Here is a 26,503-nt window from a genome sequence, read left to right as displayed (position 1 = left end):
GATTGCATCGAAAAACTCAGCTAAGTCGCATTTCCTTGAGTTGCCGGTCCTGTCGACCTACCGACCACCAGCTCGGCTTCGAGCATTTTTTCGATTGGCGTCCGTCCGGGTTCATTTATCAGCTCGATCAAGTGACCGGCAAGAATTTCACCTGCCTTTCGGACCGAAGATCGCGTCGCCGTAAAGATCGGGACGTCTTGTCCGTTTTTCAGGTACGACAGATCATCGTCATGGGTGATAACCGAGATGTCCCGGCCCATTTTCAATCCAGCCTCTTCAATTGCGCGACGTACGCCGATGGCAGTGATCATTGAAGCGGCGAGAATAGCCGTTGGTGGGTGATCGCCTTGCAGCATATCGCGGGTCTGATGGTGGCCAAAAACTTCGGTCATTTCTGCACTGCGCATCAAGGCTGAATCAATGGGGATGCCTCTTTGTTTCAGGGCTTGAACATATCCTTCCCGTCGACGACGGGCAAAATCCATGTGTTCGAGCCCATTGACCAACGCGATGCGGGTATGTCCCAAATCGATCAGAAATTCGGTTGCTCTTTGAAAGGACCTTTTGTTGTTGACGTCGACCCAGCTGTAGGGCTCGGAAATGCCAGTTGAGCGCCCGTGAACGATGTAGGGCAGCCCCAGTTTGTTGAGCAGCGGAATGCGGGCGTCGTCGACCAATGGGCCCTGAAGAATGACGCCATCTACAGACCGTTTGGCCTTGAGTTCGCGGTAGACATTGGCTTCGTCCAGATCGCCCACCCGGGCAAACATCATGTCATATCCGAACTGTGAATATGCGTCAGATGCCCCCCCAACAAAATCTCCGAATACCGGATTGACCATCTCGTGCTGCGTCGATGTCGGGATGACGTGACCAATCATCATAGCGCGCCCGGTCGCCAATCCTTTAGCGCGGCTGTTGGGGCGATAGTTGAATTTCTCTGCTGCCAGCCTGACACGTTGCCGTGTCGCCTCATTAACTTCTGGATATCCGTTCAAAGCACGGCTGACCGTGGTTTGGGATAGCCCCAGTTCCTGAGACAGTTTCTTTAGGTTCATCGCCATTCAAAGCGCTTTCAAAAAATGGAGCCTGAAACAGTTGAGGCGTTTCGGCGGTTCTCACAGGGATACCGTTCTTTTGCGCCTTTTTCTATAATTATTTTGAGTAAAAAACTAATTCTTGTTGACACGAGTGCGCGACTCGGGGTTTAAAATGGGCATTCAAAGCGCTTTGGAAGATTTCGGTGCCAAGGCTCTTTCGTTATTGCAGTTCAATGGGAGGAACTCATGAAAACGTCACTTTTTGCAGGTGTGGCCGGGTTGGCATTGATCGCCGGTCTTGCGCATGCCGACGGACATCTTGCCTTTAAACCGGGCGAGGGCCCTTTTAGTTGGGACAGCTATAATGCATGGGCCGAAGGCGCGCCGGACCTGTCCGGGCAGTCGCTGACAATTTCCGGACCGTGGCTTTCGCCAGAGGACGGGTATTTCGACAATATGCTGGCCTATTTCGAAGAAGCGACGGGTGCTGATGTCAGCTATGTCGGGTCGGACAGCTTCGAACAAAACATCGTGATTGACGCTGAAGCGGGCGCGGCCCCCAGCATTGCGGTATTCCCACAACCCGGTCTGGCGGCCGATATGGCGTCACGTGGTCTTTTGTATCCGCTGCCTGACGGAATGAGTGATTGGGTTCGTGACAATTATGGTGCCGGGCAATCTTGGGTCGATTTGGGCACTTATGCGGATTCAAGCGGTAACGATCAGCTGTTTGGGTTCTTTTACAACGTCAACGTAAAATCGTTGGTTTGGTACAATCCGGAGAATTTTGAGGACGCTGGGTATGACGTGCCGACCACGATGGAAGGGCTGCGCGCTCTGACGGAACAGATTGCGTCTGAGGGCGAAACGCCCTGGTGCATTGGTTTGGGTTCAGGGGCTGCAACAGGTTGGCCTGCGACCGACTGGGTTGAAGACATCATGCTGCGTACGCAGCCGGCGGATGTTTATGATGGTTGGACAAGCAACGACATTCCCTTCAACGACCCGCGGATTGTAGGGGCCATTGAGGAGTTCGGCTGGTTTGCCCGCAATGATGCTTTTGTGTCGGGTGGGGCCGGGGCCGTCGCCTCGACCGATTTCCGTGACAGCCCAAAGGGGCTCTTTGCGTCACCACCTCAGTGCTACATGCACCGTCAGGCGTCTTTCGTTCCGGCCTTTTTCCCGGAAGATGTCGAGTTTGGCGTAGATGCGGATTTCTTCTACTTCCCGTCATATGAAAGCAAAGAATTGGGCAACCCGGTTCTTGGCGGTGGCACATTGATGGCGATCACGGATCCGTCGGATGCTGCCAGTGAGATGATGCAGTTTCTGCAGCTTCCGATCTCGCATGAGATCATGATGGCGCAAACCGGGTTCCTGACGCCCCACAAGGGTGTGAATCTGGAAGCGTACCTGAATGACACTTTGCGCAAGCAAGGTCAGATTCTGATCGATGCGACAACCTTCCGCTTTGATGGATCGGACCTGATGCCGGGCGGTGTTGGAGCTGGTACGTTCTGGACCGGAATGGTTGACTATACGGGTGGCAAAGATGCCCAAACCGTGGCTGATGAAATTCAGGCCAGCTGGGATGCGCTGAAGTAAGCTTGCTCATCCAATAATGTATCCGGTGGCGGCGAAAAGTTGATCTTCGCCACCGGACCGCATCTCTTTCCAGTTCACCGGTCCATGAGCCATTTTCAGGGAGGACGCTATGCATCCTGCGATTTTAGGCGTCATTACAATTGCCGTTGGGGTCACTGGCTGTGTCGGATATTTCTATCTGTCCAACTTGTTTCTCGACAAAGTTCTGTACCCGGCCAAAGGCCCGAATGCAGGGCGGAATATCAACCGCGCAAACCAAATTCGCCCTTGGCTGTTTTTGTTTCCGGCTCTGTTTGCCCTGTCGCTGTATCTGGCTTACCCGGTGTTTGAGACATTGCGGCTTTCATTGCTGGACACGCGGTCGAACAACGAATTCATCGGCCTGGGCAATTACACGCAAATGTTCGGAGAGCCGAAATTCTGGGAATCTATGCGCAACAACGCGCTCTGGTTGCTTGTTGTGCCCGCCGCCTCGACCGGCTTTGGCTTGCTGGCAGCACAGCTCACTGACCGCATCAAGTGGGGTGGGATTGCGAAATCGTTGATTTTCATGCCGATGGCGATCTCGCTTGTTGGTGCCTCGGTGATCTGGAAGCTGGTCTATGACGCGCGCCCGATCGAGCTGGAACAAATCGGTGTTCTCAACGCGCTTTATATATGGTTCGGCGGAACGGACCCGCAGACGTGGCTTACCGTTCCCTTTTGGAACAATTTCTTTCTTATGGTTGTGCTGATCTGGATTCAGACAGGCTTTGCCATGGTTATTCTTTCGGCCGCCCTGCGTGGCATCCCCGAGGAAACCGTCGAAGCCGCCATTGTTGACGGAGCCAACCCGTTTCAGATTTTCTTTAAGATCAAGGTGCCTCAGATCAAGACCACCATCCTTGTGGTCTGGACCACCATCACAATCGCTGTGCTCAAGGTTTTTGACATCGTCTTTGCCATGACAAATGGCCAGTGGGAAACGCAGGTCCTTGCCAATTACATGTTCGACAAACTGTTCCGCGCCAATGACTGGGGCATGGGGTCAGCCTCGGCCATGATCATCATGCTGCTCGTTACGCCGATCCTTGTCTGGAACGTGCGCAACGCGCGCAACGAAATGAAATAGGGGAGCGGATTTATGGACAATATCGCTGGACAGAAATCCACCCTCACGTGGGTTGTACATATCTCGGTCGCCCTGCTGGTGATGCTCTGGTTGTTCCCGACTGTGGGGCTGTTTGTGTCCTCCTTCCGCACAACGGATCAGATTGTCACCGGCGGTTGGTGGAAAGCCTTGTTCCCTGCAGAGCAGAACCTCACCATTCGGGCTGATGGCCCAGATGCGCAGAAACTGGTTAACGATCTCTACGTGATCGAGGGTCAGCTCTTTGCGGATGATTTTGAGGCTGAAATTTCGTCCTGGGGTATCAGTTCGCGCGACATCAACGCGTTTCAACCGGGCGAAACCGGCGAATTGCGTCGGGGCGGTACGATCACTGTCGACACTTTGGGCAACTACCGTCTTGAAAACACCGTGGCCTTTGAAGGAAATCGCGGGCAACGGGTCTTTGTCACAGCGCTGACGCCGCCGGAATTCACGCTGGCAAACTACAAACACGTGCTGTTTTCCGGAACGGCATCCGACAGTATGGGGGCGGCCTTTATGGCGACCCTGACCGTGACAATCCCGGCGACGATCATTCCGATCCTCGTGGCTGCGTTTGCGGCTTATGCGCTGGCGTGGATGGAGTTTCCGGGCCGAGCACTGCTGATTGCCTTTGTTGTCGGTCTGTTGGTTGTTCCGCTGCAGCTGGCGTTGATTCCGCTGTTGAAGCTGCATCTCAATATCGGCATCGGCAAAGGGTACCTTGGTGTCTGGCTGGCCCATACCGGATTTGGTTTGCCATTGGCGATCTATCTCTTGCGCAACTACATGGTTGGTTTGCCGCGCGATATCATTGAAAACGCGCGCGTTGATGGTGCGACGGAATTTCAGATATTCATCAAGATCATCCTGCCGCTTTCCTTCCCGGCATTGGCATCCTTTGCGATCTTCCAGTTCCTGTGGACGTGGAACGACTTGCTTGTGGCCAAGGTCTTTTTGATCGACGCGACGGGAAAGACCACAGTTATGACCAGCCGCATTGTTGAAATGCTCGGCACGCGTGGCGGTGACTGGGAAATTCTTGCGACGGCAGCCTTTGTGTCCATTTCGGTGCCACTGGTCGTCTTCTTCTCAATGCAACGTTATCTCGTGCGCGGCCTTCTGGCTGGCTCTGTCAAATAAACGCGAACACCTCTTTGGAATAAAGGCTGTCCCATGAACGCCAAAGCTCAAACAACGTCTCTCACTCATCTTGCCAAAGACCCGGATTGGTGGCGCGGTGCGGTGATCTATCAAATCTATCCGCGCAGCTTTCAGGACTCCGATGGCGACGGTGTTGGCGATCTTAACGGCATCGTCAGCCGCCTGCCGTATATCGCCAGCCTTGGCGTTGATGCGATTTGGATTTCGCCATTCTTTACGTCCCCCATGAAGGACTTTGGGTATGATGTGTCGAATTATTGCGACGTCGACCCGATGTTCGGCACGCTTGCTGATTTTGACGCTGTTATCGAGGCCGCACATTCATTTGGGCTGAAGGTCATGATTGACCTCGTGCTCAGCCACACATCTGATCAGCATCCCTGGTTTGCTGAAAGTCGCATCTCCCACGACAATGCAAAAGCCAATTGGTATGTCTGGTCAGATCCAAAACCCGACGGAACGCCGCCTAACAACTGGCTGTCGATATTCGGCGGATCGGCTTGGCAATGGGATGGTCAGCGTATGCAATATTTCTTGCATAACTTTCTGTCCTCTCAGCCTGATCTGAACTTTCACGAGCCAGCCGTGCAAAAAGCTTTGCTGGATGTGGCACATTTCTGGCTAGAGCGCGGCGTCGATGGATTTCGTCTGGATACGATCAACTTTTATGTTCACGATCAACAGCTCAGAAATAACCCGCCGCTTGCGCCGGAATTGCGCAATGCAACAATTGCGCCTCAGGTGAACCCGTACAACCACCAAAACCATCTCTACGACAAGAACCAGCCGGAAAATCTGGAGTTTTTGCGCAAATTACGGACCATCATGAACGACTATTGTGCGGCTGCGGTGGGTGAAGTTGGCGATGCTCAGCGAGGGTTGGAAATTCTGGGCGAATACACTGCGGGCAATGATCTTATGCAAATGTGTTATGCGTTCGAATTTCTCGCCAATGATCAGCCCACGGCCACTGAAATCGACGAGGTCATGGCGCGTGTAGAAGAGGTTGCGGCGGATGGCTGGCCCTGTTGGGCGTTTTCAAATCATGACACCATGCGCCATGCGTCCCGGTGGGGATTGGATCAACACGGGCTGCGTTTGATGACGACGTTGATGATGTGTCTGCGGGGGTCTGCTTGTGTTTATCAGGGGGAAGAACTGGGATTGCCCGAGGCGGACGTGGCCTTTGAGGATTTGCAGGATCCCTATGGGATCGAATTCTGGCCGGAGTTTAAAGGTCGGGATGGATGCCGCACGCCGATGGTTTGGGAACGTACAAATCAAAGTGCAGGATTTTCTGCGGGTAAGCCTTGGTTGCCCGTTCACAGTGGGCATTTGAAGCAATCGGTTGCGCATCAGGAAGATGATGCCGACGCAATTCTTCATCACTATCGCAAGGCAATTGCGCTGCGGCGTGCGCATCCTGCTTTGATGAAGGGGCGGCAAGAAGACATGAGGGTGGATGGCGACGTCCTTACCTTTGTTCGAGCGACCGAAGGTGAAATCCTATTCTGCGCCTTCAATCTGGGGGCTGAGCCTGGGCAAGTTGTGTTCCCAGACGGCCATTGGACAAATGCGGCGGGTGATTTGCGCGGTGCCGTTGAGCCGTCAAATAAGACGTTAAATCTGGGTGGATGGCAGTGCTGTATCGCCGTCAAAAAAGGAGGGTGAGGTCATGGCTGAACTGAAACTTCGCGATGTCGAGAAGACATATGGTGGCGCCGTCAATGTTCTAAAGGACATCAATCTGGACATTGAACCGGGCGAACTGATTGTGTTTGTCGGACCTTCCGGGTGCGGTAAGTCAACGCTTTTGCGGATGATCGCCGGGCTAGAAAAAATCACAGGCGGCGAGCTGACGATTGATGGTCAGATCATGAATGACATGCCGCCGGCGCAGCGCGGTATCGCAATGGTGTTCCAAAGTTATGCGCTTTATCCGCATATGACAGTGCGTGAGAACATGTCGTTTGCGTTGAAAATTGCAAAGAAATCTCCGGATGAAATTCGCACGGCAGTCGACGAAGCTGCGAAGGTTCTGCAACTTGAACCGTTCCTGGATCGCCTGCCAAAGGCGCTTTCGGGGGGGCAACGGCAGCGCGTCGCAATCGGGCGCTCTATTGTGCGTGATCCGCAGGTTTATCTGTTTGACGAACCGCTCTCAAATCTTGATGCCGCATTGCGTGTGGCGACGCGCATCGAAATTGCGCGCCTGAAGGAGGCGATGCCGGATCGCACGATGATCTATGTGACGCATGATCAGGTGGAGGCAATGACGCTTGCCAGCCGAATAGTTGTGCTGGCCAACAAAGGGATTGCGCAAGTTGGCACGCCACTGGACCTTTATGAGCGGCCGGAAAACGAGTTTGTTGCGCAGTTTATCGGCTCCCCGGCCATGAACCTTTTGCCGGGCAAGATAAGTGGGACCGGGTCGCAAACAACTGTGGCGCTTGAGGGGGGCGGTGTTGCTGTGTCGGATATTCCGACGACTGACGCTGACATGGGAAAAGTCGTCAACATAGGTGTTCGGCCTGAAGATTTGGAAGCCACACAAGGCGACGCAATCTTTACCGCACGTGTCGACATAACTGAGGCGCTGGGCGAAGTGACGTTATTGTATTTTGAAACCGAAGGCGACGGCATCGGTCTGATTGCAAAGCTTCCCGGTATTCACAAAGGATTACGCGGCCAAACGATATCGATGACGTCTGACCCGGCGAAAATACACTTGTTTCATAATGGCCAGTCTATGCGCGTTTGAAAACACATTGAGCTGAGAGTGCCGTTTACGATTTCTTAACGCGGAAGTGCGGGAATTGGTCGTTGGGGGCGTGTGTAAAGCGCAAATTGCTGTTCGGGTCGGAGGGGCCTGTTCTGAGCGCCCAAATTTCGCCCTGAAAATGCCCCGCAAATAACCTTTTCTTCATGGATATTGTGCTACTGCCAATAAATGACTCGGTCTGAAGCTGCCACTACCGACAGAGTGCAAGGGGTTTAGTAACCCCAAGAGACCGTAGTCTTATCTTTGAGGTATCGGAGATGAGTGAAGAAGACTGGACGAAGTCCGACGATCGGGCGCCGCGCCAATTTGGGGAAGAAATCATCGAATCCGGGTCGCCCTTTACCGGGGAGACGTTGGACGCAATCCGTGATCTTGTCCAGGAAAGCGCACCTGAACAGGCTGTCGAGGCTGAAGGTCACGAAGAAGCACCGTCAGCACTGAATTTTGCGCAGGTTTCCGGCGCGATGGGTGCTGAACGAAGGGCTGCTGAAACGCACGGAGTTCCGCATGCAGATCAGTCCGGATCAGAAAGCGAAATGAGCGACAAGGGTACGCGCCGCCGTTTGATCATCGCAGAAAAGGCTCCGGGCCGGATTGTTCGAAAGCTGATGACCACGCCGCGCGGCCTGGCCTTGGTGGTTCTGGCATTGGTGACGGTGTGGCGTCCCTTGTTCATCCCCGTTCTGGCCGCGCTGGTCACATTTTCATTGTTGTTGCTCGGGGCGCTGATCGGTCAGGATCGGATGGGCCGCATTATGCTGTATATGCTGAAACGATACGTATGGGCTGATCCTGCGCGCGGCACGGCGCTGAGCCGTGTTTTGCCCAGGAAATGGCACCCGTTTCTGTATAAGTCCTTTACAGAGGAAGACGCGTGGGAAGGCCCGGTAGATCCACGTTTTGAGGCCCGATTGGCCCGGTTGCGTGGCTGACTTGCAAACGGCCCTTGAAATTCATGCGACGCCCAAGTATGTGAGCCTCTGATCAAGGCAAAGAAGAAGCGTCATGGCGAAAACCAATCCGATCACGTTTATCCAACAAGTCCGGGCTGAAGTCTCGAAGGTGGTCTGGCCGACTCGCCGTGAGGTTCTGCTGACGACCGTAATGGTGTTCATTATGGCCGCGCTTACGGCAGCTTTCTTCTCTTTGGTTGATATTCTGATCCGTAGCGGATTGCAGGGTGTCCTCGGCATGTTCGGCTAAGCCGACCAAGCGATTGAGGCGGCTTTGCCCCTTGAAATGATTGCATAGGAACGGTAGGTGCTGGCCTACTTTGGAATGTGGCGTGTGGCGATTCGAGTTACACGCCGATTTTTTGTTCCTAATCCCCGAAAAACCGGGGCAGTTGATAAGCAGTCCGGCACAGCGCCGGCAAAGACAGGAAAGACGATCAGATGGCGAAACGGTGGTATTCTGTAAGCGTGCTGTCGAACTTCGAAAAGAAGGTCGCTGAGCAGATTCGTCAGTCGGTCGAGGAGCAGAGTTTGGAAGACCAGATCGGTGAAGTTCTGGTTCCGACTGAAGAAGTAATTGAAATTCGCCGTGGCAAGAAAGTGACCACGGAACGCCGTTTTATGCCGGGATATGTTCTCGTGCATATGGAGATGAGCGACCAAGGGTATCACCTTATTAACTCTATCAACCGGGTTACCGGGTTTCTGGGGCCGCAAGGCCGCCCAATGCCGATGCGTGACGCCGAAGTGCAGGGCATCCTTGGGCGTGTTGAAGAAGGCGAAGTCGCTCCGAAACTACTGATCAGTTTCGAGATTGGCGAGAAAGTAAAAGTCAACGACGGACCGTTTGAAGATTTCGATGGCATGGTCGAAGAAGTCGACGACGAAAACCAGCGCCTCAAAGTGACGGTATCGATCTTTGGCCGGGAAACACCGGTCGAACTGGAATTCACTCAGGTCACGAAACAAACCTGAGTCGAGTGAGCGTGGGAGGCGAGGGCATCGCGATGTCCGGACCAGACCACACAACATTGTGGCCCGAAGGACGCGTCCTGAGGGTGTTGAAAAGGAGACAACCAAATGGCTAAGAAGCTAGCTGGTACGATGAAGCTGCAGGTTCCTGCAGGTCAGGCAAACCCATCCCCACCCGTTGGTCCAGCTTTGGGTCAGCGCGGCATTAACATCATGGAATTCTGCAAGGCGTTCAACGCCAAGACGCAGGAACTGGAGCCCGGTGCGCCGTGCCCAACCGTGATCACCTATTATCAGGACAAGTCCTTTACGATGGACATCAAGACGCCACCTGCGTCTTACTTCCTGAAGAAAGCTGCTAAGCTGAAATCCGGCGCCAACACGCCCGGTCGTGAGACTGTTGGATCGGTGACACCTGCTCAGGTGAAAGAAATCGCCGAAGCAAAAATGAAAGACCTGAACGCAAACGACATCGATGCTGCTATGCAGATCATCCTTGGCTCGGCGCGTTCTATGGGCATCGAGGTGAAGTGATGGCGAAACTTGGGAAACGTACAGCCGCAGCGCGTGACGCATTTGCTGGCAAAGAGAACCTGACCGTCGAAGAAGCTGTTGCTCTGGTCAAAGGCAGCGCGTCGGCAAAGTTCGACGAAACTGTTGAAATCGCAATTTGTCTGGGTGTTGATCCGCGCCACGCTGACCAAATGGTTCGCGGCGTTGTTGGTCTGCCAAATGGTACTGGTAAAACCGTCCGCGTGGCTGTTTTCGCCCGTGGCCCAAAGGCAGAAGAAGCGCAGGCTGCTGGTGCCGACATCGTTGGTGCCGAAGATCTGATGGAAACCGTTCAGGGCGGCACCATCGAATTTGATCGCTGCATTGCAACTCCAGACATGATGCCCGTCGTTGGTCGTCTGGGCAAAGTGCTTGGTCCACGCAACCTGATGCCAAACCCAAAAGTTGGTACGGTGACAATGGACGTGGCTGACGCTGTGAAAAACGCCAAAGGCGGCGAAGTGCAGTTCAAAGCTGAAAAAGCTGGTGTTGTACACGCAGGCGTTGGCAAGGCTTCGTTTGGCGAAGACAAGCTGGTTGAAAACGTACGCGCCTTTATGGACGCCGTTTTGAAAGCCAAGCCGTCGGGCGCCAAAGGTGCTTATGTTAAAAAGATCGCACTGAGCTCGACTATGGGTCCAGGTGTTACAATCTCAGTAGACAACGCCGCTGCTCAGTAAGCTGCGTCGTCAGAACGAGTTTAGGGCGTCCCACTGGGGCGCCCTTTTTTGTTGGAAGAAGTCAGATTGAGTTGGTGTGAGAGTCGGGTCTCATTTCCGACCCCGCAAGAAATTGCTTCTGAATTTTGGACACATAGTATGTGTTTGGCCGCTGGGATTTGAAGTTTGTTGGTCGAAATATGGGGAAGTGAGAGCGGGTAGTGCGCAACTTGATCTTCCCATATCGGGGTATTTTTGTTAAAGTTGGCAAGGTTACGGAATACGTTTTAATACGTGGTCGTTTTTTGACGGCCACGATTGGTGCACTTCGGCACTTGCAATACTCTCTCTCGGACGCTAAATGACCTTTGCCCATCTCTGTCGGGATTCGAGCAATCGGTTCCTGTTGGTGGTGGCCTGTCCAAGACGGAGGGTGAGCGAAAGTTCATAATTCCTTCCTGAGATGGGAAACGAGAAAAGAATAATTTGAAGGCTTCCTTCGAGCGATCCTGGCCTCCGGACCCTTATGTATGGACCTGAACGCGCATCCGCGACCGGGTGTGCAAATATGAGCCGGGGAGCAATCCCCAAATTTGGAGTAAAACTGTGGATAGAGCCCAGAAAGAGAAATTGGTCGACGAGCTCGGCCAGATCTTCGAAAGCTCTGGCGTCGTAGTGGTATCACACTATGCGGGCCTCACAGTTGCTGACATGCAGGACCTTCGCGCACGTGCTCGTGATGCGGGTGGTGCTGTACGTGTTGCCAAAAACAAGCTCGCCAAGATCGCCCTTGAGGGGAAGCCCTGCGCAAGCATTGCTGAATACCTCGATGGCATGACCGTTCTGACCTACTCTGAGGACCCTGTGGCAGCTGCCAAAGTGGCCGAAGACTTTGCCAAGGAGAACAAAAAGTTCGAAATCCTTGGCGGTGCAATGGGTGAGAACGCTCTGGACCGGGCCGGTGTTCAGGCCGTGTCGAAAATGCCTTCGCGCGAGGAGCTTATTGCTTCGATCGTGGGCTGTATCGGCGCACCTGCTTCGAACATCGCCGGTGCAATTGGCGCGCCAGCAAGCAACATCGCCGGCATTCTGTCGACCATCGAGGATCGTGCAGAAGCGGCGTAAGCAACTTGAGAACCGCGTGTGGGTGAAAACCTGACGTTGGAACAGATACATATATACGGAAAGAGTCTAAAATGGCTGATCTGAAAGCACTCGCCGAAAGCATCGTGGGTCTGACCCTGCTGGAAGCACAAGAACTGAAAACTATCCTCAAAGACGAATACGGCATCGAGCCAGCAGCTGGCGGCGCCGTAATGGTTGCAGCAGGCGGCGGCGACGCCGGTGGCGCTTCTGAGGAGGAGCAAACCGAATTCGACGTTATCCTGAAGTCGCCCGGTGCCTCGAAAATCAACGTCATCAAAGAAGTTCGCGCCTTGACTGGCCTGGGCCTCAAAGAAGCCAAAGAGCTGGTTGAAGCCGGTGGCAAGGCTGTCAAAGAAGGCGTTTCGAAAGACGAAGCCGAAGAAGTTAAAGGCAAGCTGGAAGCAGCTGGCGCCGAAGTCGAAGTTAAGTAATCAGTTTGGAATAGGCCTGTAAGGGATCCTATTCCAAAAGATTTGAAGGCTGGGTCCGGTTCATCCGGGCCCAGCCGAACCTGTCTCAGAGAGGGCTTTTGCGAAAGCCCTGCCTAAGGCGAGGTTGAAAACGGGAGGCTGCCCTTGGGAAGGCGGCCGGGAATTGTTCGCAACTTTTGGCCGTCTCGTATGGGCGTGGTGCTGGGGACCCGACAGCAACCGCGACCGGTGAGAATTGAAAGGTGATATCGACCATGGCTCAGTCCTTCCTTGGCCAGAAACGTTTGCGTAAATACTACGGCAAAATCCGCGAAGTGCTGGAGATGCCGAATCTGATCGAGGTTCAAAAATCCTCGTATGATCTGTTTTTGAACTCCGGTGACGAACCCGTTCCTATGGACGGCGAAGGCATCAAGGGTGTCTTTCAATCGGTTTTCCCGATCAAGGATTTCAACGAGACCAGTGTTCTGGAATTCGTATCCTATGAGTTGGAAAAGCCCAAATATGACGTTGAAGAATGCCAACAGCGTGACATGACTTACAGCGCTCCGCTGAAGGTCACTTTGCGTCTGATCGTATTTGATATTGATGAAGACACTGGCGCGAAGTCGGTCAAGGACATCAAAGAACAAGATGTCTTTATGGGCGATATGCCTTTGATGACGCCGAACGGCACTTTCGTTGTGAACGGCACTGAGCGGGTCATCGTTTCCCAGATGCACCGCTCTCCTGGCGTTTTCTTTGACCACGACAAGGGCAAAACGCACTCGTCGGGCAAATTGCTGTTTGCTTGCCGCATTATTCCTTATCGCGGCAGCTGGCTGGATTTCGAATTTGACGCAAAAGACATTGTCTTTGCGCGTATTGACCGTCGTCGCAAACTGCCTGTTACAACTCTGCTTTATGCACTTGGGTTGGATCAGGAAGCCATCATGGAAGCCTATTTCGACACGGTGACCTACACGCTGGACAAGAGCAAAGGTTGGGTCACCAAGTTCTTCCCCGAGCGTGTGCGTGGTACGCGTCCGACATACGATCTGGTTGATGCTGCGACTGGCGAAGTCATCGCAGAAGCTGGCAAGAAAGTTACACCGCGCGCGGTCAAGAAAATCGTTGATGAAGGTAAGATCACCGAGCTGCTGGTTCCGTTTGACATGATCACGGGCAGATTTGTTGCGAACGATATTATCAACGAAGAAACTGGCGCGATTTATGTTGAAGCGGGCGACGAGCTTACGCTTGAATATGACAAAGACGGTGATCTGATCGGCGGGACAGCAAAAGATCTGGTTGACGCCGGCGTCACTGAAATTCCGGTTCTCGACATCGATAATGTCAATGTCGGTCCTTACATGCGTAACACCATGGCAGCCGATAAGAACATGAACCGGGAAACCGCGCTCATGGACATCTATCGTGTGATGCGCCCTGGCGAACCACCCACGGTTGATGCCGCCTCGGCTCTGTTCGATACGTTGTTCTTTGACAGCGAGCGTTACGATCTGTCCGCCGTTGGCCGTGTTAAGATGAACATGCGTCTGGCATTGGATGCAGAAGACACCATTCGCACCCTGCGCAAAGAAGACATTGTGTCTTGCATCAAAGCGCTGGTTGAACTGCGTGACGGCAAAGGTGATATCGACGATATCGACCACCTTGGTAACCGCCGTGTTCGCTCGGTTGGTGAACTGATGGAAAACCAGTACCGCGTTGGCCTGCTCCGTATGGAGCGTGCGATTAAGGAACGCATGTCTTCTGTCGAGATCGACACAGTCATGCCGCAAGACCTTATCAACGCGAAACCTGCTGCTGCTGCTGTGCGCGAATTCTTCGGCTCCTCGCAGCTGTCACAGTTCATGGACCAAACCAATCCGCTTTCCGAAGTGACCCACAAACGCCGTCTTTCGGCGCTTGGACCAGGTGGTTTGACACGTGAACGTGCAGGCTTTGAGGTGCGCGACGTGCACCCGACTCACTATGGTCGGATGTGTCCGATTGAAACGCCGGAAGGGCCGAACATTGGTCTGATCAACTCGTTGGCTACGTTCGCGCGCGTCAACAAGTATGGCTTTATCGAAACACCTTATCGCAAGGTGATCGAGGGTCAGGTGACGGACGAAGTCAACTATTTGTCAGCAACCGAAGAGATGCGCCACACTGTGGCACAGGCTAACGCGACGCTGGACGAAGATGGCAAGTTCATCAACGAAATGGTCAACACACGCCAGTCAGGTGATTACACAATGGCGCCAGTCGCTGCTGTTGACCTGATCGACGTGTCACCAAAGCAGTTGGTCTCGGTTGCTGCTTCGCTTATTCCGTTTCTTGAAAATGACGATGCGAACCGCGCCCTGATGGGATCGAACATGCAACGTCAGGCGGTTCCTTTGCTGCGCGCAGAAGCTCCGTTGGTCGGAACCGGTATTGAAGAGAAAGTTGCGATCGACTCTGGCGCGGCCATTCAGGCCAAACGCGCAGGTATCATTGACCAGGTTGACGCTCAGCGGATTGTTGTACGTGCAACATCCGATCTGGAACTGGGTGACGCTGGTGTGGACATCTATCGTCTGCGCAAGTTCCAGCGCTCGAACCAGAACACCTGTATCAACCAGCGTCCGCTGGTGAAGGTGGGCGACACAGTGACCAAAGGCGAAGTGATTGCCGATGGTCCGTCGACAGATCTGGGCGAACTGGCTCTGGGTAAAAACGTGGTCGTCGCGTTTATGCCTTGGAACGGTTACAACTACGAAGATTCGATCCTGATCTCAGAGCGTATTGCGCGTGATGACGTGTTTACTTCGGTGCATATCGAAGAATTCGAAGTCGCCGCTCGTGACACGAAACTGGGTCCGGAAGAAATCACGCGGGACATTCCCAACGTTGGTGAAGAAGCGCTGCGCAACCTCGATGAGGCTGGTATCGTTTACATCGGCGCGGATGTCGAGCCGGGTGACATTCTGGTTGGTAAGATCACACCAAAAGGCGAAAGCCCAATGACGCCGGAAGAAAAACTTCTGCGTGCCATTTTTGGTGAGAAAGCTTCGGATGTGCGTGACACGTCGCTTCGGGTGAAACCGGGTGATTTTGGTACGGTTGTCGAGGTACGCGTCTTTAACCGCCACGGTGTGGAAAAAGACGAACGTGCGCTGCAGATCGAACGTGAAGAGATCGAACGTCTTGCACGTGACCGCGATGACGAATTGGCAATTCTGGACCGCAACATCTATGCTCGCCTGAAGGATATGATCCTGGGCAAAGTAGCTGTGAAGGGCCCCAAGGGTGTCAAACCGAATTCGGAAATTTCGCAAGAGCTTTTGGCAAGCCTGAGCCGCGGACAATGGTGGCAACTGGCGCTGGCTGATGAAGCTGACGCACAGGTTGTAGAGGCGCTGAACGAACAGTACGAAGTTCAGAAGCGCGCACTTGAGCACCGGTTCGAAGACAAGGTCGAAAAAGTCCGTCGTGGTGACGATCTGCCGCCAGGTGTGATGAAGATGGTCAAAGTCTTTATCGCAGTGAAGCGCAAGCTGCAGCCGGGTGATAAAATGGCCGGTCGTCACGGGAACAAAGGTGTTATTTCCAAGGTTGTACCCATGGAAGACATGCCGTTCCTTCAGGACGGAACGCCGGTTGATTTCTGTTTGAACCCGCTGGGTGTGCCTTCGCGTATGAACGTTGGTCAAATTCTGGAAACCCACATGGGCTGGGCCGCGCGCGGCATGGGCATTCAGGTGGACGATGCTTTGCAGGAATACCGTCGTTCGGGCGATCTGACACCAGTTCGTGACTCGTTGCGCCATGCATATGGCGAAGATGTCTATGAAGAAGGCATTCGCGAAATGAACGAAGGTGCTTTGCTTGAAGCAGCTGGCAATGTGACGCGTGGCGTCCCAATTGCGACGCCTGTTTTCGATGGTGCCAAAGAAGGTGATGTAAACGACGCGCTGGTGCGCGCCGGGTTCGATCATTCGGGTCAGTCGATCCTGTTTGACGGACGTACCGGTGAACAGTTTGCCCGTCCTGTGACAGTTGGTGTGAAATACCTGCTGAAACTGCACCACCTTGTGGACGATAAAATCCACGCACGTTCGACCGGACCATACTCGCTTGTCACACAGCAACCGCTGGGTGGTAAGGCGCAGTTCGGTGGCCAGCGCTTTGGGGAAATGGAGGTCTGGGCTCTGGAAGCTTATGGTGCCGCCTATACCCTGCAGGAAATGCTGACCGTGAAGTCGGATGACGTGGCAGGCCGGACCAAGGTCTATGAAAGCATCGTCAAGGGCGAGGATAACTTTGAAGCGGGCGTACCAGAATCGTTCAACGTTCTGGTGAAAGAAGTCCGTGGCCTTGGCCTGAATATGGAACTCCTGGATGCGGAAGAAGAGTAAGGGCTTCGCGCCCTTACCCATCATCCCTTCCGCACGAATTTGAGGTATCAAAATGAACCAGGAACTGACCAACAACCCGTTCAACCCTGTTGCACCGGTTAAGACATTCGACGAAATCAAGGTCTCGCTCGCTTCGCCTGAGCGTATCCTGTCGTGGTCTTATGGTGAGATCAAAAAACCGGAAACCATCAACTATCGGACGTTCAAGCCCGAGCGTGATGGTCTTTTCTGCGCGCGTATCTTTGGCCCGATCAAAGATTACGAGTGCCTATGCGGCAAATATAAGCGCATGAAGTATCGCGGCGTTGTCTGCGAGAAATGTGGTGTTGAAGTTACGCTTCAGAAAGTACGTCGCGAACGTATGGGCCACATCGAACTGGCCGCACCTGTGGCGCATATCTGGTTTCTGAAATCGCTGCCGTCGCGCATCGGTCTGATGCTGGACATGACGTTGCGCGATCTGGAACGTGTTCTGTATTTTGAAAACTACGTTGTCATCGAGCCGGGTCTGACCGACCTGCAATACGGCCAGATGCTGACCGAAGAAGAATACATGGATGCGCAGGATGCCTATGGCATGGACGCGTTTACAGCCAATATTGGTGCCGAAGCGATCCGCGAAATGCTGGCCGCCATCGATCTGGATTCAGAAGCCGAGCAGCTGCGCGCCGATCTGGCCGAAGCGACCGGTGAATTGAAGCCCAAGAAGATCATCAAGCGCCTGAAAGTTGTCGAGTCCTTCCTGGAGTCTGGCAACCGCCCGGAATGGATGGTTCTGACTGTGATCCCCGTGATCCCACCAGAGCTGCGCCCGCTGGTGCCTCTGGATGGGGGTCGTTTTGCGACGTCCGATCTTAACGACCTTTATCGTCGTGTGATCAACCGGAACAACCGTCTGAAGCGTCTGATCGAATTGCGCGCGCCTGATATTATCGTTCGCAACGAAAAGCGGATGCTGCAGGAATCTGTGGACGCACTGTTTGACAATGGCCGTCGTGGCCGCGTGATCACTGGCGCCAACAAGCGTCCGTTGAAATCGCTGTCGGACATGCTGAAAGGTAAGCAAGGTCGTTTCCGTCAGAACCTTTTGGGTAAACGCGTCGACTTCTCTGGTCGTTCGGTCATTGTGACTGGCCCGGAACTGAAGCTGCACCAATGTGGTCTGCCGAAAAAGATGGCGCTCGAACTGTTCAAGCCGTTCATCTACTCGCGTCTTGAGGCCAAAGGTCTGTCTTCCACCGTGAAGCAAGCCAAAAAACTGGTGGAAAAAGAGCGCCCCGAAGTCTGGGATATTCTGGATGAAGTGATCCGCGAACACCCGGTCATGCTGAACCGTGCGCCTACACTGCACCGTCTTGGCATTCAGGCGTTTGAACCTGTTCTGATCGAAGGTAAGGCGATCCAGCTGCACCCATTGGTGTGTTCTGCGTTTAACGCTGACTTTGACGGCGACCAAATGGCGGTTCACGTGCCTCTGTCGCTGGAAGCCCAGCTTGAAGCCCGCGTTCTGATGATGTCGACCAACAACGTTCTGTCGCCAGCCAACGGCGCGCCGATCATCGTTCCTTCGCAGGATATGATTTTGGGTCTGTACTATACGACCATTGAACGCGAAGGCATGAAGGGCGAGGGCATGGTCTTCTCGTCAATCGACGAAGTGCAATACGCTTTGGACTCTGGCACTGTGCACCTGCACGCCAAGATCACAGCCCGTATTCCGCAGATTGACGAAAACGGTCTGGAAGTCATGCAGCGGGTAGAGACAACACCTGGGCGTGTGCGTCTCGGGTCGTTGTTGCCGCAAAACGCCAAAGCGCCTTTTGAACTGGTCAACAAGCTGTTGCGGAAGAAGGACGTGCAAAACGTCATCGACACTGTTTACCGGTATTGCGGTCAGAAAGAGTCGGTTGTTTTCTGTGACCACATCATGACTATGGGTTTCCGCGAAGCCTTTAAGGCGGGCATTTCGTTCGGCAAGGACGACATGGTGATCCCTGATGACAAGTGGACAATCGTGGATGACACGCGCGGTCAGGTGAAAGACTTTGAACAACAGTACATGGACGGCCTGATCACTCAGGGTGAAAAGTACAACAAAGTTGTCGATGCATGGTCAAAGTGTAACGACAAAGTCACCGATGCGATGATGAACACCATTTCGTCAGCCAAACGCGAAGAGGGCGGTGCAGAAGCCGAACCAAACTCGGTTTACATGATGGCGCACTCTGGTGCGCGTGGTTCTGTGACACAGATGAAACAGCTGGGCGGTATGCGGGGTCTGATGGCCAAGCCGAACGGCGACATCATCGAGACACCGATCATCTCGAACTTTAAAGAAGGTTTGACCGTTCTTGAGTACTTTAACTCTACCCACGGCGCCCGTAAGGGTCTGTCAGATACCGCGCTGAAAACGGCGAACTCTGGTTATCTGACACGTCGTCTGGTTGACGTTGCTCAGGACTGTATCGTGCGTATGAACGATTGCGGCACTGATACAGCGATCACAGCGGAAGCTGCGGTGAACGATGGTGAAGTTGTCGCGTCTCTTGCAGAGCGCATCCTGGGCCGTGTTGCAGCGGACGACATTCTGCGTCCGGGTACGGACGAAGTGCTCGTTTCTGCAGGACAGCTTATCGATGAACGGATGGCTGATACCATCGACGAGGCCGGTGTTGCGTCTACGCGCATCCGTTCGCCGTTGACCTGCGAAGCCGAAGAAGGCGTTTGCGCACAGTGTTACGGACGCGATCTTGCGCGTGGTACGCGAGTGAACACTGGTGAAGCGGTTGGTATTATTGCTGCTCAGTCAATTGGTGAACCTGGTACACAGTTGACGATGCGAACTTTCCACATCGGCGGCGTTGCACAGGGTGGCCAGCAGTCGTTCCTCGAGGCAAGCCAAGAGGGCAAAATCCGGTTCGAAAACGAAAACATTCTGGAAAATGCCGCGGGCGAGTCGCTCGTCATGGGCCGGAATATGAAGCTTTTGATCGTTGACGAAACCGGCGAAGAGCGTGCCAGCCACAAAGTTGGTTACGGTTCCAAGCTGTTTGTCAAAGACGGTCAGGATGTTGCGTATGGCGACAAGCTGTTCGAATGGGATCCATATACGTTGCCGATTATCGCTGAGAAATCGGGTGCGGCAAAATTCGTGGACCTTGTGATCGGAACGTCGTTGCGTGACGAAACCGATGATGCGACCGGCATGACACAAAAGATCGTTTCGGATTGGCGCGCAGCGCCAAGAGGCAACGAGCTGAAGCCAGAAATCATTTTGGTTGATGGCGACGGCGAACCTGTGCGCAATGATGCTGGCAATCCGGTGCATTACCCAATGTCGGTTGACGCCATTCTGTCGATCGAAGAAGGGCAGGATGTAAAAGCGGGTGATGTTGTGGCGCGTATTCCACGTGAAGGTGCCAAAACCAAAGACATTACCGGTGGTCTGCCTCGTGTTGCAGAATTGTTCGAAGCACGTCGTCCCAAAGATCACGCCATCATTGCTGAGCAGGATGGTTACGTGCGCTTTGGCCGCGACTACAAGAACAAGCGTCGCATCTCGATCGAGCCAAGTGACGAGTCTATGGAAGCCGTTGAATATATGGTGCCAAAGGGTAAGCACATTCCTGTTCAGGAAGGTGATTTTGTCCAGAAGGGCGACTATATCATGGACGGTAACCCGGCTCCGCACGACATCCTGTCGATTATGGGGGTCGAAGCGCTGGCTGACTACATGATTGACGAAGTTCAGGACGTCTATCGACTGCAAGGTGTGAAGATCAACGATAAGCATATCGAAGTGATCGTGCGTCAGATGTTGCAGAAGTGGGAGATCCAGGATTCCGGTGACACAACGCTGCTGAAAGGCGAGCACGTGGACAAGCAGGAATTCGATGCGGCTTGTGAAAAGGCTTTGGCCAAGGGCGGTCGACCTGCCAAGGGCGAACCCATCCTTTTGGGTATTACCAAAGCGTCTTTGCAGACCCGTTCGTTCATTTCGGCGGCTTCGTTCCAGGAAACCACCCGCGTGCTGACCGAAGCGTCGGTTCAGGGCAAAAAGGACAAACTGGTCGGTCTGAAAGAAAACGTCATCGTTGGACGCCTGATCCCTGCCGGAACAGGTGGTGCAACTCAGGATGTGCGCAAGGTTGCCCAAGATCGCGACAATATCGTGATCGAGGCGCGTCGCGAAGAAGCAGAAGCCGCCGCCGCTTTGGCCGCTCCTGTTGAAGATCTTGGTGCTGATGACGTGTTCGACAGCGGTTTGGCAAATACACCAGAGAGCCGCGATCAGGACTAAGACAGTCTTAGTAAAGAAACAGAAACAGCCTCCGGCATAGCGCCGGGGGCTGTTTTGCTTTTGCGGACAGGTTTTCCAAATTCGCGAAAAGCCATTGCCATCGGCACCGTTTTGACTTTGAACTTGTCGCGTGGCGAGCGGAGCCGAAATGCAGGGACTTTCTGACAATCTTAAGGGCGCAGTATTGATGATGTGCTCTATGGCTGCGTTCGTGTTGAACGACACCTGTATCAAGCTGTTGGGACCAGAAGTTCCGCTCTTTCAGATGCTATTCCTGCGCGGCGTTGCATCCAGCATTTTGGTTTGGGCGCTGGCCCGTACGATCGGGCCGATAAAACTCAGATTTCCTGCGCGTGATTGGGGTTTGGTGATTGGCCGGACCATGTCTGAGATTGTTGCGGCCTATTTCTTTATAAACGCTCTCTATCACATGCCCATCGCCAATGTGACGGCCGTTCTACAGGTTTTGCCTTTGACAGTGACGCTTGGTGGCGCGCTATTCTTTCGCGAGCCCGTGGGGTGGCGTCGTTTCAGCGCAATATTGGTTGGGTTTCTGGGGATGCTGTTGATAGTGCGTCCGGGTCCAGATGGGTTTGATATCTATGCGCTTTACGCGATGGCTGCAGTTGCGGCCGTAACAGTCCGGGATTTGACCACCCGGCGCATGTCGGTGGCAGTGCCTTCGATGACGGTTACGCTTTTTGCGTCGCTTGGCGTGACGGTTTTTTCCGCGTTTGCGAGTCTGGGTTCAGAATGGGTGAGCCTTGACGGTCGTCAGGTTGCGCTTTTGTCCGGCGCTTCTGTTTTCATACTGGGCGGGTATTTGTTTTCTGTCATGGTGATGCGATGTGGTGACGTTTCGTTCACTGCCCCATTTCGATACTCAGGTTTGGTTTGGGCGCTTGTGCTGGGTGCTGCGGTGTTCGGCGATTGGCCTGATGCTCTGACCTTGGCTGGGTGCGTGATTGTTGTTGGCGCGGGCGTATTTACAATTGTCCGCGCAAACGCACGAACTCAGGCAAAAAGCGCGCGCACCTGATCGGCATCGATATTAAAGACACGTTTGAAATGCGCCTCGTCTTCCTTGTCAAAAGCGGGAAGGTGAACCGGCCGCACCCCCTTTGTTTGCCGAGAGTCATTGTTGTCGCTATGGCCACGCACGAACATGTCCTCTCCGGTAAAGCTTGTGACAGGCATAAAGCGGCCGAGTTTTGAATGGCCGAAATTCAAAATACTGACGTCGGTTCCAGGACGGACGGCCATAGCCAACGCTGCAGTCCAGAGATGCTCAACAGTAGGCTTTCCGCAAATGCCATCCGGCGTCGGGGCGGCAATGTACCCTTGATTAAAGTCGATTGCGATGTGGCGGTTTTTTCGCATCAGGGGTCTAAGGTCCTGAGCCGCTTCGCGCAATCGTTCAACATACCGAACGCCAACTGCGTCATCGTCATCCATGCGAAATTGCAGACAATGCGCGTTGTTGTCGGTGCGCACAGAGTTAATCGCCGATTTCATGACAGCGCGATGTGGCCCCGGCGCGTGCTCCTGTATGACGGCCTGAGGAATATCCGCCAGTTGATCATGCAGTCGGTCGCGGAAAAGGGCGGGCATGGCATCGCCAATCACCACCAGAAAAGTGAAGTCTGGATCGGTCTGGGCGCGCAGGGGGGGAAGTGTGAATGCTTCGAATGCGCGAAATCTCTGCTCCATCCGGGATGGGCTATAGAGATAGGCCATGCGCTCTTCGGGCGTCGTGTGATCGACCTGAAAGCCGCCAATTGCAGGGTAGGAAAATCGGCAAATTCCTATAACCTGCATGTCGCGGCTGTCCATGATGCGTCTCCGTTGTTTGTTGAGGCGAACATTACATCCCCAAGACACAGGCGCAACTGCCGGCGCTGTTGACAACTGCGCCGACTCCTCATATACGCGCGCACACCCGGCAATAAAAGGACACCCTTTTTGAGCCGATATCATAATTGTAGTGGTCAAGGTCCGGCCTGTTTTGAAGTCCGCACCCTCTGAAAACTCCCCGCGTCGTTTGCCTCGGAATGGAAACGATTGCGGTTTTTGCGCTTGTGAATTGCAAGTTGCGTAGAAATCGAAAGCCGTGCGGGGGCAACCTCGCGCAAGACAAGTGAAGCAAACGGGAAAGAGACCCTATGCCAACGATCCAACAGCTGATCCGCAAACCGCGGCAGCCCAAAGTAAAGCGCTCAAAGTCGCAGCACCTTGAGCAGTGCCCTCAAAAACGTGGCGTATGTACCCGCGTTTACACAACCACACCGAAGAAACCGAACTCGGCTATGCGTAAAGTTGCGAAGGTTCGCCTGACCAACGGTTACGAAGTGATTTCGTACATTCCCGGTGAAAGCCACAACCTGCAAGAGCACTCTGTTGTTCTTATTCGCGGCGGTCGTGTCAAAGACCTTCCGGGTGTCCGCTACCACATTCTGCGTGGTGTATTGGATACCCAAGGTGTCAAAGACCGTAAGCAGCGTCGTTCGAAATACGGCGCCAAGCGTCCTAAGTAAGAAGGAGAGGCTGAGATGTCACGTCGTCACGCCGCTGAAAAACGCGAAATTCTGCCTGACGCCAAGTATGGCGATAAGGTTCTGAGCAAATTTATGAACAACCTGATGATCGACGGCAAAAAGTCGGTCGCAGAGCGGATCGTTTACAACGCGCTGGATCGCGTTGAAACCAAGGTCAAACGCGCCCCGGTTGAAGTGTTCCACGAAGCATTGGACAACATCAAACCCAGCGTCGAGGTTCGTTCGCGCCGTGTGGGTGGTGCCACCTATCAGGTTCCGGTTGAAGTGCGCCCCGAGCGCCGCGAAGCGCTGGCCATTCGCTGGCTGATCACTGCGTCGCGCAACCGCAACGAAAACACCATGGAAGAGCGCCTTGCTGGTGAACTTCTTGATGCCGTCAACTCGCGCGGTACTGCCGTCAAAAAGCGGGAAGACACTCATAAGATGGCCGAAGCCAACAAAGCTTTCAGCCATTATCGCTGGTAATCCATAGAGGCATTTGACCCATGGCACGTGACTATACACTGAACCATTACCGTAACTTCGGTATTATGGCGCACATCGATGCAGGTAAAACTACCTGTTCGGAACGCATCCTGTATTACACCGGCAAATCCCACAACATCGGTGAGGTGCACGATGGTGCAGCCACCATGGACTGGATGGAGCAGGAGCAGGAACGCGGAATTACGATTACTTCGGCGGCGACAACAACTTTCTGGGAGCGTACCGAAGACGGCGCGACCCCCGATGGTCCTAAGCACCGCATGAACATCATCGACACCCCCGGCCACGTTGACTTCACCATTGAAGTTGAGCGTTCGCTGGCGGTTCTTGATGGTGCTGTTTGTGTTCTTGACGCCAACGCTGGTGTTGAGCCCCAGACTGAAACCGTTTGGCGTCAGGCTGACCGCTACAAAGTTCCACGCATGGTTTTTGTCAACAAGATGGACAAAATCGGCGCTGACTTCTTCAACTGTGTTCACATGATTCAGGACCGCACCGGCGCGCTTCCTGTGCCTGTTGGTATTCCAATTGGTGCGGAAACCGAGCTGGAAGGTCTGATTGACCTCGTGACCATGGAAGAGTGGCTGTGGCAGGGTGAAGACCTTGGTGCATCCTGGATCAAAGCTCCGATCCGCGACAGCCTGAAAGACATGGCTGACGAATGGCGCGGTAAAATGATCGAAGCGGCCGTCGAAATGGACGACGACGCCATGATGGAATACCTGGAAGGCAACGAGCCTGACGTTCCAACCCTGCGTGCATTGCTGCGCAAAGGAACTTTGGAAATGGCATTTGTGCCTGTTCTGGGTGGCTCTGCGTTCAAAAACAAAGGTGTTCAGCCGCTGTTGAATGCTGTGATCGACTATCTGCCCAGCCCGCTGGACGTTGTTGACTACATGGGCTTTAAGCCCGGCGACGAAGAAGAAGTTCGTGACATCCCGCGTCGTGCGGATGATGAAATGGCGTTTTCTGGTCTGGCGTTCAAAATCATGAACGACCCGTTTGTTGGTTCTTTGACCTTTACCCGCATCTATTCGGGTACGCTGAGCAAGGGCGACACGCTCTTGAACTCGACCAAAGGCAAGAAAGAACGCATTGGTCGTATGATGATGATGCACTCGAACAACCGTGAGGAAATCACGGAAGCGTTCGCAGGCGACATTATTGCTCTGGCAGGCCTGAAAGATACTACAACTGGTGACACGCTTTGCGCGGTCAGCGATCCTGTGGTTCTGGAAACGATGACTTTCCCCGATCCCGTGATCGAGATTGCCGTCGAGCCAAAAACCAAAGCTGACCAAGAGAAAATGTCTCAGGGACTGCAGCGTCTGGCGGCCGAAGATCCGTCGTTCCGCGTAGAAACTGACATCGAAAGCGGTCAGACCATCATGAAAGGTATGGGTGAACTTCACCTGGACATTCTGGTGGACCGTCTGAAGCGTGAATTTAAAGTGGAAGCCAACATCGGCGCGCCACAGGTTGCTTACCGCGAGACCATTGGTCACGAAGTTGAGCACACCTACACGCACAAGAAACAGTCGGGTGGTTCTGGTCAGTATGCCGAGGTGAAAATGATCATCACCCCGACAGAACCAGGCGAAGGGTATTCGTTTGAAAGCCGTATCGTTGGTGGTTCGGTGCCCAAGGAATACATCCCGGGTGTTGAAAAAGGCATCAATTCGGTCATGGATAGCGGCCCGTTGGCTGGCTTCCCTGTGATCGACTTCAAGGTTGCCCTGATCGATGGTAAGTTCCACGATGTTGACTCCAGCGTTCTGGCCTTTGAAATCGCAGGCCGGATGTGCATGCGTGAAGGCATGCGTCTTGCTGGCGCCAAGTTGCTGGAACCAATCATGAAGGTCGAAGTGATTACACCAGAAGAATACACTGGTGGCATCATTGGCGATCTGACGTCTCGTCGTGGTCAGGTAACAGGTCAGGAGCCACGTGGTAACGCTGTTGCGATCGACTCGATGGTGCCTCTGGCCAACATGTTCGGCTACATCAACACGCTGCGGTCGATGTCTTCCGGACGTGCCCAGTTTACGATGCAGTTCGATCACTATGATCCGGTACCGCAAAACATCTCGGACGAGATCCAGGCAAAATACGCATAAACGGGATGGCGGGGTAACCCGCCCTACCCAACAATTGTAGGGCAGAAGACATTCTGCCGCCCTGAAAATAAGGAGCCTTTGATATGGCTAAGGAAAAGTTTGAGCGGAGTAAGCCGCACTGCAACATCGGCACTATCGGTCACGTTGACCATGGTAAAACCACGCTGACGGCAGCGATCACCAAACAGTTTGGTGACTTCAAGGCGTATGACGAAATTGACGGC

General features: G+C 53.8%; 21 protein-coding genes. 19 read left to right on the top strand and 2 right to left on the bottom strand.

Annotated elements, in window-relative coordinates; translation table 11 throughout:
* Positions 1-20: 20 nt before the first annotated feature.
* Positions 21-1,058 (bottom strand): substrate-binding domain-containing protein, encoded by a 1,038-nt coding sequence (locus ABJI08_RS22315; RefSeq protein ID WP_348404057.1) that lies wholly within the window; start codon positions 1,056-1,058, stop codon positions 21-23.
* A 228-nt stretch (positions 1,059-1,286) separates the two neighbouring features.
* On the opposite strand from ABJI08_RS22315, the gene ABJI08_RS22310 reads away from it, so the two are divergent.
* From ABJI08_RS22310 to ABJI08_RS22240, 15 genes are all read left to right on the top strand, one after another.
* Positions 1,287-2,645, top strand: coding sequence for an ABC transporter substrate-binding protein (locus ABJI08_RS22310; protein ID WP_348404056.1), 1,359 nt, complete (start codon positions 1,287-1,289; stop codon positions 2,643-2,645).
* Positions 2,646-2,754: 109 nt separating this feature from the next.
* Entirely contained in the window at positions 2,755-3,756 is a 1,002-nt protein-coding gene (locus ABJI08_RS22305; RefSeq protein ID WP_348404055.1) for a sugar ABC transporter permease, read from the top strand.
* Between the two features lie 12 nt (positions 3,757-3,768).
* Positions 3,769-4,917, top strand: a complete 1,149-nt coding sequence (locus ABJI08_RS22300) for a carbohydrate ABC transporter permease (RefSeq protein ID WP_348404054.1) — start codon at positions 3,769-3,771, stop codon at positions 4,915-4,917.
* A gap of 33 nt (positions 4,918-4,950) precedes the next feature.
* Positions 4,951-6,609 (top strand): alpha-amylase family glycosyl hydrolase, encoded by a 1,659-nt coding sequence (locus ABJI08_RS22295; RefSeq protein WP_348404053.1) that lies wholly within the window; start codon positions 4,951-4,953, stop codon positions 6,607-6,609.
* Positions 6,610-6,613: 4 nt separating this feature from the next.
* On the top strand, positions 6,614-7,699 hold the full coding sequence (gene ugpC / locus ABJI08_RS22290; protein WP_348404052.1) for a sn-glycerol-3-phosphate ABC transporter ATP-binding protein UgpC: 1,086 nt from the start codon (positions 6,614-6,616) through the stop codon (positions 7,697-7,699).
* A gap of 278 nt (positions 7,700-7,977) precedes the next feature.
* A complete protein-coding gene (locus ABJI08_RS22285) occupies positions 7,978-8,652 on the top strand; it encodes a hypothetical protein (RefSeq protein WP_348404051.1) in 675 nt (224 codons plus the stop codon).
* Between the two features lie 73 nt (positions 8,653-8,725).
* The gene (secE, locus tag ABJI08_RS22280) at positions 8,726-8,923 is read left to right on the top strand and encodes a preprotein translocase subunit SecE (RefSeq protein ID WP_348404050.1); all 198 of its coding nucleotides are present in this window, start codon (positions 8,726-8,728) and stop codon (positions 8,921-8,923) included.
* Positions 8,924-9,114: 191 nt separating this feature from the next.
* On the top strand, positions 9,115-9,648 hold the full coding sequence (nusG, locus tag ABJI08_RS22275; RefSeq protein ID WP_348404049.1) for a transcription termination/antitermination protein NusG: 534 nt from the start codon (positions 9,115-9,117) through the stop codon (positions 9,646-9,648).
* A gap of 105 nt (positions 9,649-9,753) precedes the next feature.
* Positions 9,754-10,179 carry a 50S ribosomal protein L11 gene (gene rplK, locus ABJI08_RS22270; RefSeq protein ID WP_348404048.1) on the top strand — a complete coding sequence of 142 codons (426 nt, stop codon included), beginning with the start codon at positions 9,754-9,756 and terminating at the stop codon, positions 10,177-10,179.
* Complete coding sequence (rplA, locus tag ABJI08_RS22265) at positions 10,179-10,877, top strand: 50S ribosomal protein L1 (protein ID WP_348404047.1); 699 nt, start codon at positions 10,179-10,181, stop codon at positions 10,875-10,877. The genes rplK and rplA overlap by 1 nt, the downstream gene beginning before the upstream one ends.
* Positions 10,878-11,462: 585 nt before the next feature.
* A complete protein-coding gene (gene rplJ, locus ABJI08_RS22260; protein ID WP_348404046.1) occupies positions 11,463-11,981 on the top strand; it encodes a 50S ribosomal protein L10 in 519 nt (172 codons plus the stop codon).
* A 71-nt stretch (positions 11,982-12,052) separates the two neighbouring features.
* The gene (gene rplL / locus ABJI08_RS22255) at positions 12,053-12,433 is read left to right on the top strand and encodes a 50S ribosomal protein L7/L12 (protein WP_348404045.1); all 381 of its coding nucleotides are present in this window, start codon (positions 12,053-12,055) and stop codon (positions 12,431-12,433) included.
* 254 nt (positions 12,434-12,687) lie between these two features.
* Positions 12,688-16,821 carry a DNA-directed RNA polymerase subunit beta gene (gene rpoB, locus ABJI08_RS22250; RefSeq protein ID WP_348404044.1) on the top strand — a complete coding sequence of 1,378 codons (4,134 nt, stop codon included), beginning with the start codon at positions 12,688-12,690 and terminating at the stop codon, positions 16,819-16,821.
* A 52-nt stretch (positions 16,822-16,873) separates the two neighbouring features.
* Positions 16,874-21,121 carry a DNA-directed RNA polymerase subunit beta' gene (rpoC, locus tag ABJI08_RS22245; RefSeq protein ID WP_348404043.1) on the top strand — a complete coding sequence of 1,416 codons (4,248 nt, stop codon included), beginning with the start codon at positions 16,874-16,876 and terminating at the stop codon, positions 21,119-21,121.
* Between the two features lie 148 nt (positions 21,122-21,269).
* The gene (locus tag ABJI08_RS22240) at positions 21,270-22,160 is read left to right on the top strand and encodes a DMT family transporter (protein ID WP_348404066.1); all 891 of its coding nucleotides are present in this window, start codon (positions 21,270-21,272) and stop codon (positions 22,158-22,160) included.
* On the opposite strand, the gene ABJI08_RS22235 is transcribed toward ABJI08_RS22240, so the two are convergent.
* Positions 22,136-22,954: a putative rhamnosyl transferase gene (locus tag ABJI08_RS22235; protein WP_348404042.1), complete on the bottom strand. Its 819-nt coding sequence runs from the start codon at positions 22,952-22,954 to the stop codon at positions 22,136-22,138. The genes ABJI08_RS22240 and ABJI08_RS22235 overlap by 25 nt on opposite strands.
* A gap of 329 nt (positions 22,955-23,283) precedes the next feature.
* Between ABJI08_RS22235 and rpsL the strand changes: the two genes are divergently transcribed.
* The 4 genes from rpsL to ABJI08_RS22215 all read left to right on the top strand — a co-directional run.
* Positions 23,284-23,655: a 30S ribosomal protein S12 gene (gene rpsL, locus ABJI08_RS22230; protein ID WP_005862801.1), complete on the top strand. Its 372-nt coding sequence runs from the start codon at positions 23,284-23,286 to the stop codon at positions 23,653-23,655.
* A 15-nt stretch (positions 23,656-23,670) separates the two neighbouring features.
* Positions 23,671-24,141 (top strand): 30S ribosomal protein S7, encoded by a 471-nt coding sequence (rpsG, locus tag ABJI08_RS22225; protein ID WP_348404041.1) that lies wholly within the window; start codon positions 23,671-23,673, stop codon positions 24,139-24,141.
* Between the two features lie 20 nt (positions 24,142-24,161).
* Positions 24,162-26,279 (top strand): elongation factor G, encoded by a 2,118-nt coding sequence (gene fusA / locus ABJI08_RS22220; RefSeq protein ID WP_348404040.1) that lies wholly within the window; start codon positions 24,162-24,164, stop codon positions 26,277-26,279.
* Between the two features lie 83 nt (positions 26,280-26,362).
* On the top strand, positions 26,363-26,503 hold a 141-nt coding region (locus ABJI08_RS22215), incomplete at its 3' end, for a GTP-binding protein (protein WP_295176471.1).

It is taken from the genome of Shimia sp. (assembly GCF_039969785.1).
Taxonomy (GTDB): Bacteria; Pseudomonadota; Alphaproteobacteria; order Rhodobacterales; family Rhodobacteraceae; genus Shimia.
This window is presented reverse-complemented; position numbering and strand designations above follow the sequence as displayed.

Coding starts and splice junctions, on each gene's coding strand:
- ABJI08_RS22315 (WP_348404057.1), bottom strand. CDS start 1,058: ATGAACCTAAAGAAACTGTCTCAGGAACTGGGGCTATCCCAAACCACG.
- ABJI08_RS22310 (WP_348404056.1), top strand. CDS start 1,287: ATGAAAACGTCACTTTTTGCAGGTGTGGCCGGGTTGGCATTGATCGCC.
- ABJI08_RS22305 (WP_348404055.1), top strand. CDS start 2,755: ATGCATCCTGCGATTTTAGGCGTCATTACAATTGCCGTTGGGGTCACT.
- ABJI08_RS22300 (WP_348404054.1), top strand. CDS start 3,769: ATGGACAATATCGCTGGACAGAAATCCACCCTCACGTGGGTTGTACAT.
- ABJI08_RS22295 (WP_348404053.1), top strand. CDS start 4,951: ATGAACGCCAAAGCTCAAACAACGTCTCTCACTCATCTTGCCAAAGAC.
- ugpC (WP_348404052.1), top strand. CDS start 6,614: ATGGCTGAACTGAAACTTCGCGATGTCGAGAAGACATATGGTGGCGCC.
- ABJI08_RS22285 (WP_348404051.1), top strand. CDS start 7,978: ATGAGTGAAGAAGACTGGACGAAGTCCGACGATCGGGCGCCGCGCCAA.
- secE (WP_348404050.1), top strand. CDS start 8,726: ATGGCGAAAACCAATCCGATCACGTTTATCCAACAAGTCCGGGCTGAA.
- nusG (WP_348404049.1), top strand. CDS start 9,115: ATGGCGAAACGGTGGTATTCTGTAAGCGTGCTGTCGAACTTCGAAAAG.
- rplK (WP_348404048.1), top strand. CDS start 9,754: ATGGCTAAGAAGCTAGCTGGTACGATGAAGCTGCAGGTTCCTGCAGGT.
- rplA (WP_348404047.1), top strand. CDS start 10,179: ATGGCGAAACTTGGGAAACGTACAGCCGCAGCGCGTGACGCATTTGCT.
- rplL (WP_348404045.1), top strand. CDS start 12,053: ATGGCTGATCTGAAAGCACTCGCCGAAAGCATCGTGGGTCTGACCCTG.
- rpoB (WP_348404044.1), top strand. CDS start 12,688: ATGGCTCAGTCCTTCCTTGGCCAGAAACGTTTGCGTAAATACTACGGC.
- rpoC (WP_348404043.1), top strand. CDS start 16,874: ATGAACCAGGAACTGACCAACAACCCGTTCAACCCTGTTGCACCGGTT.
- ABJI08_RS22240 (WP_348404066.1), top strand. CDS start 21,270: ATGCAGGGACTTTCTGACAATCTTAAGGGCGCAGTATTGATGATGTGC.
- ABJI08_RS22235 (WP_348404042.1), bottom strand. CDS start 22,954: ATGGACAGCCGCGACATGCAGGTTATAGGAATTTGCCGATTTTCCTAC.
- rpsL (WP_005862801.1), top strand. CDS start 23,284: ATGCCAACGATCCAACAGCTGATCCGCAAACCGCGGCAGCCCAAAGTA.
- rpsG (WP_348404041.1), top strand. CDS start 23,671: ATGTCACGTCGTCACGCCGCTGAAAAACGCGAAATTCTGCCTGACGCC.
- fusA (WP_348404040.1), top strand. CDS start 24,162: ATGGCACGTGACTATACACTGAACCATTACCGTAACTTCGGTATTATG.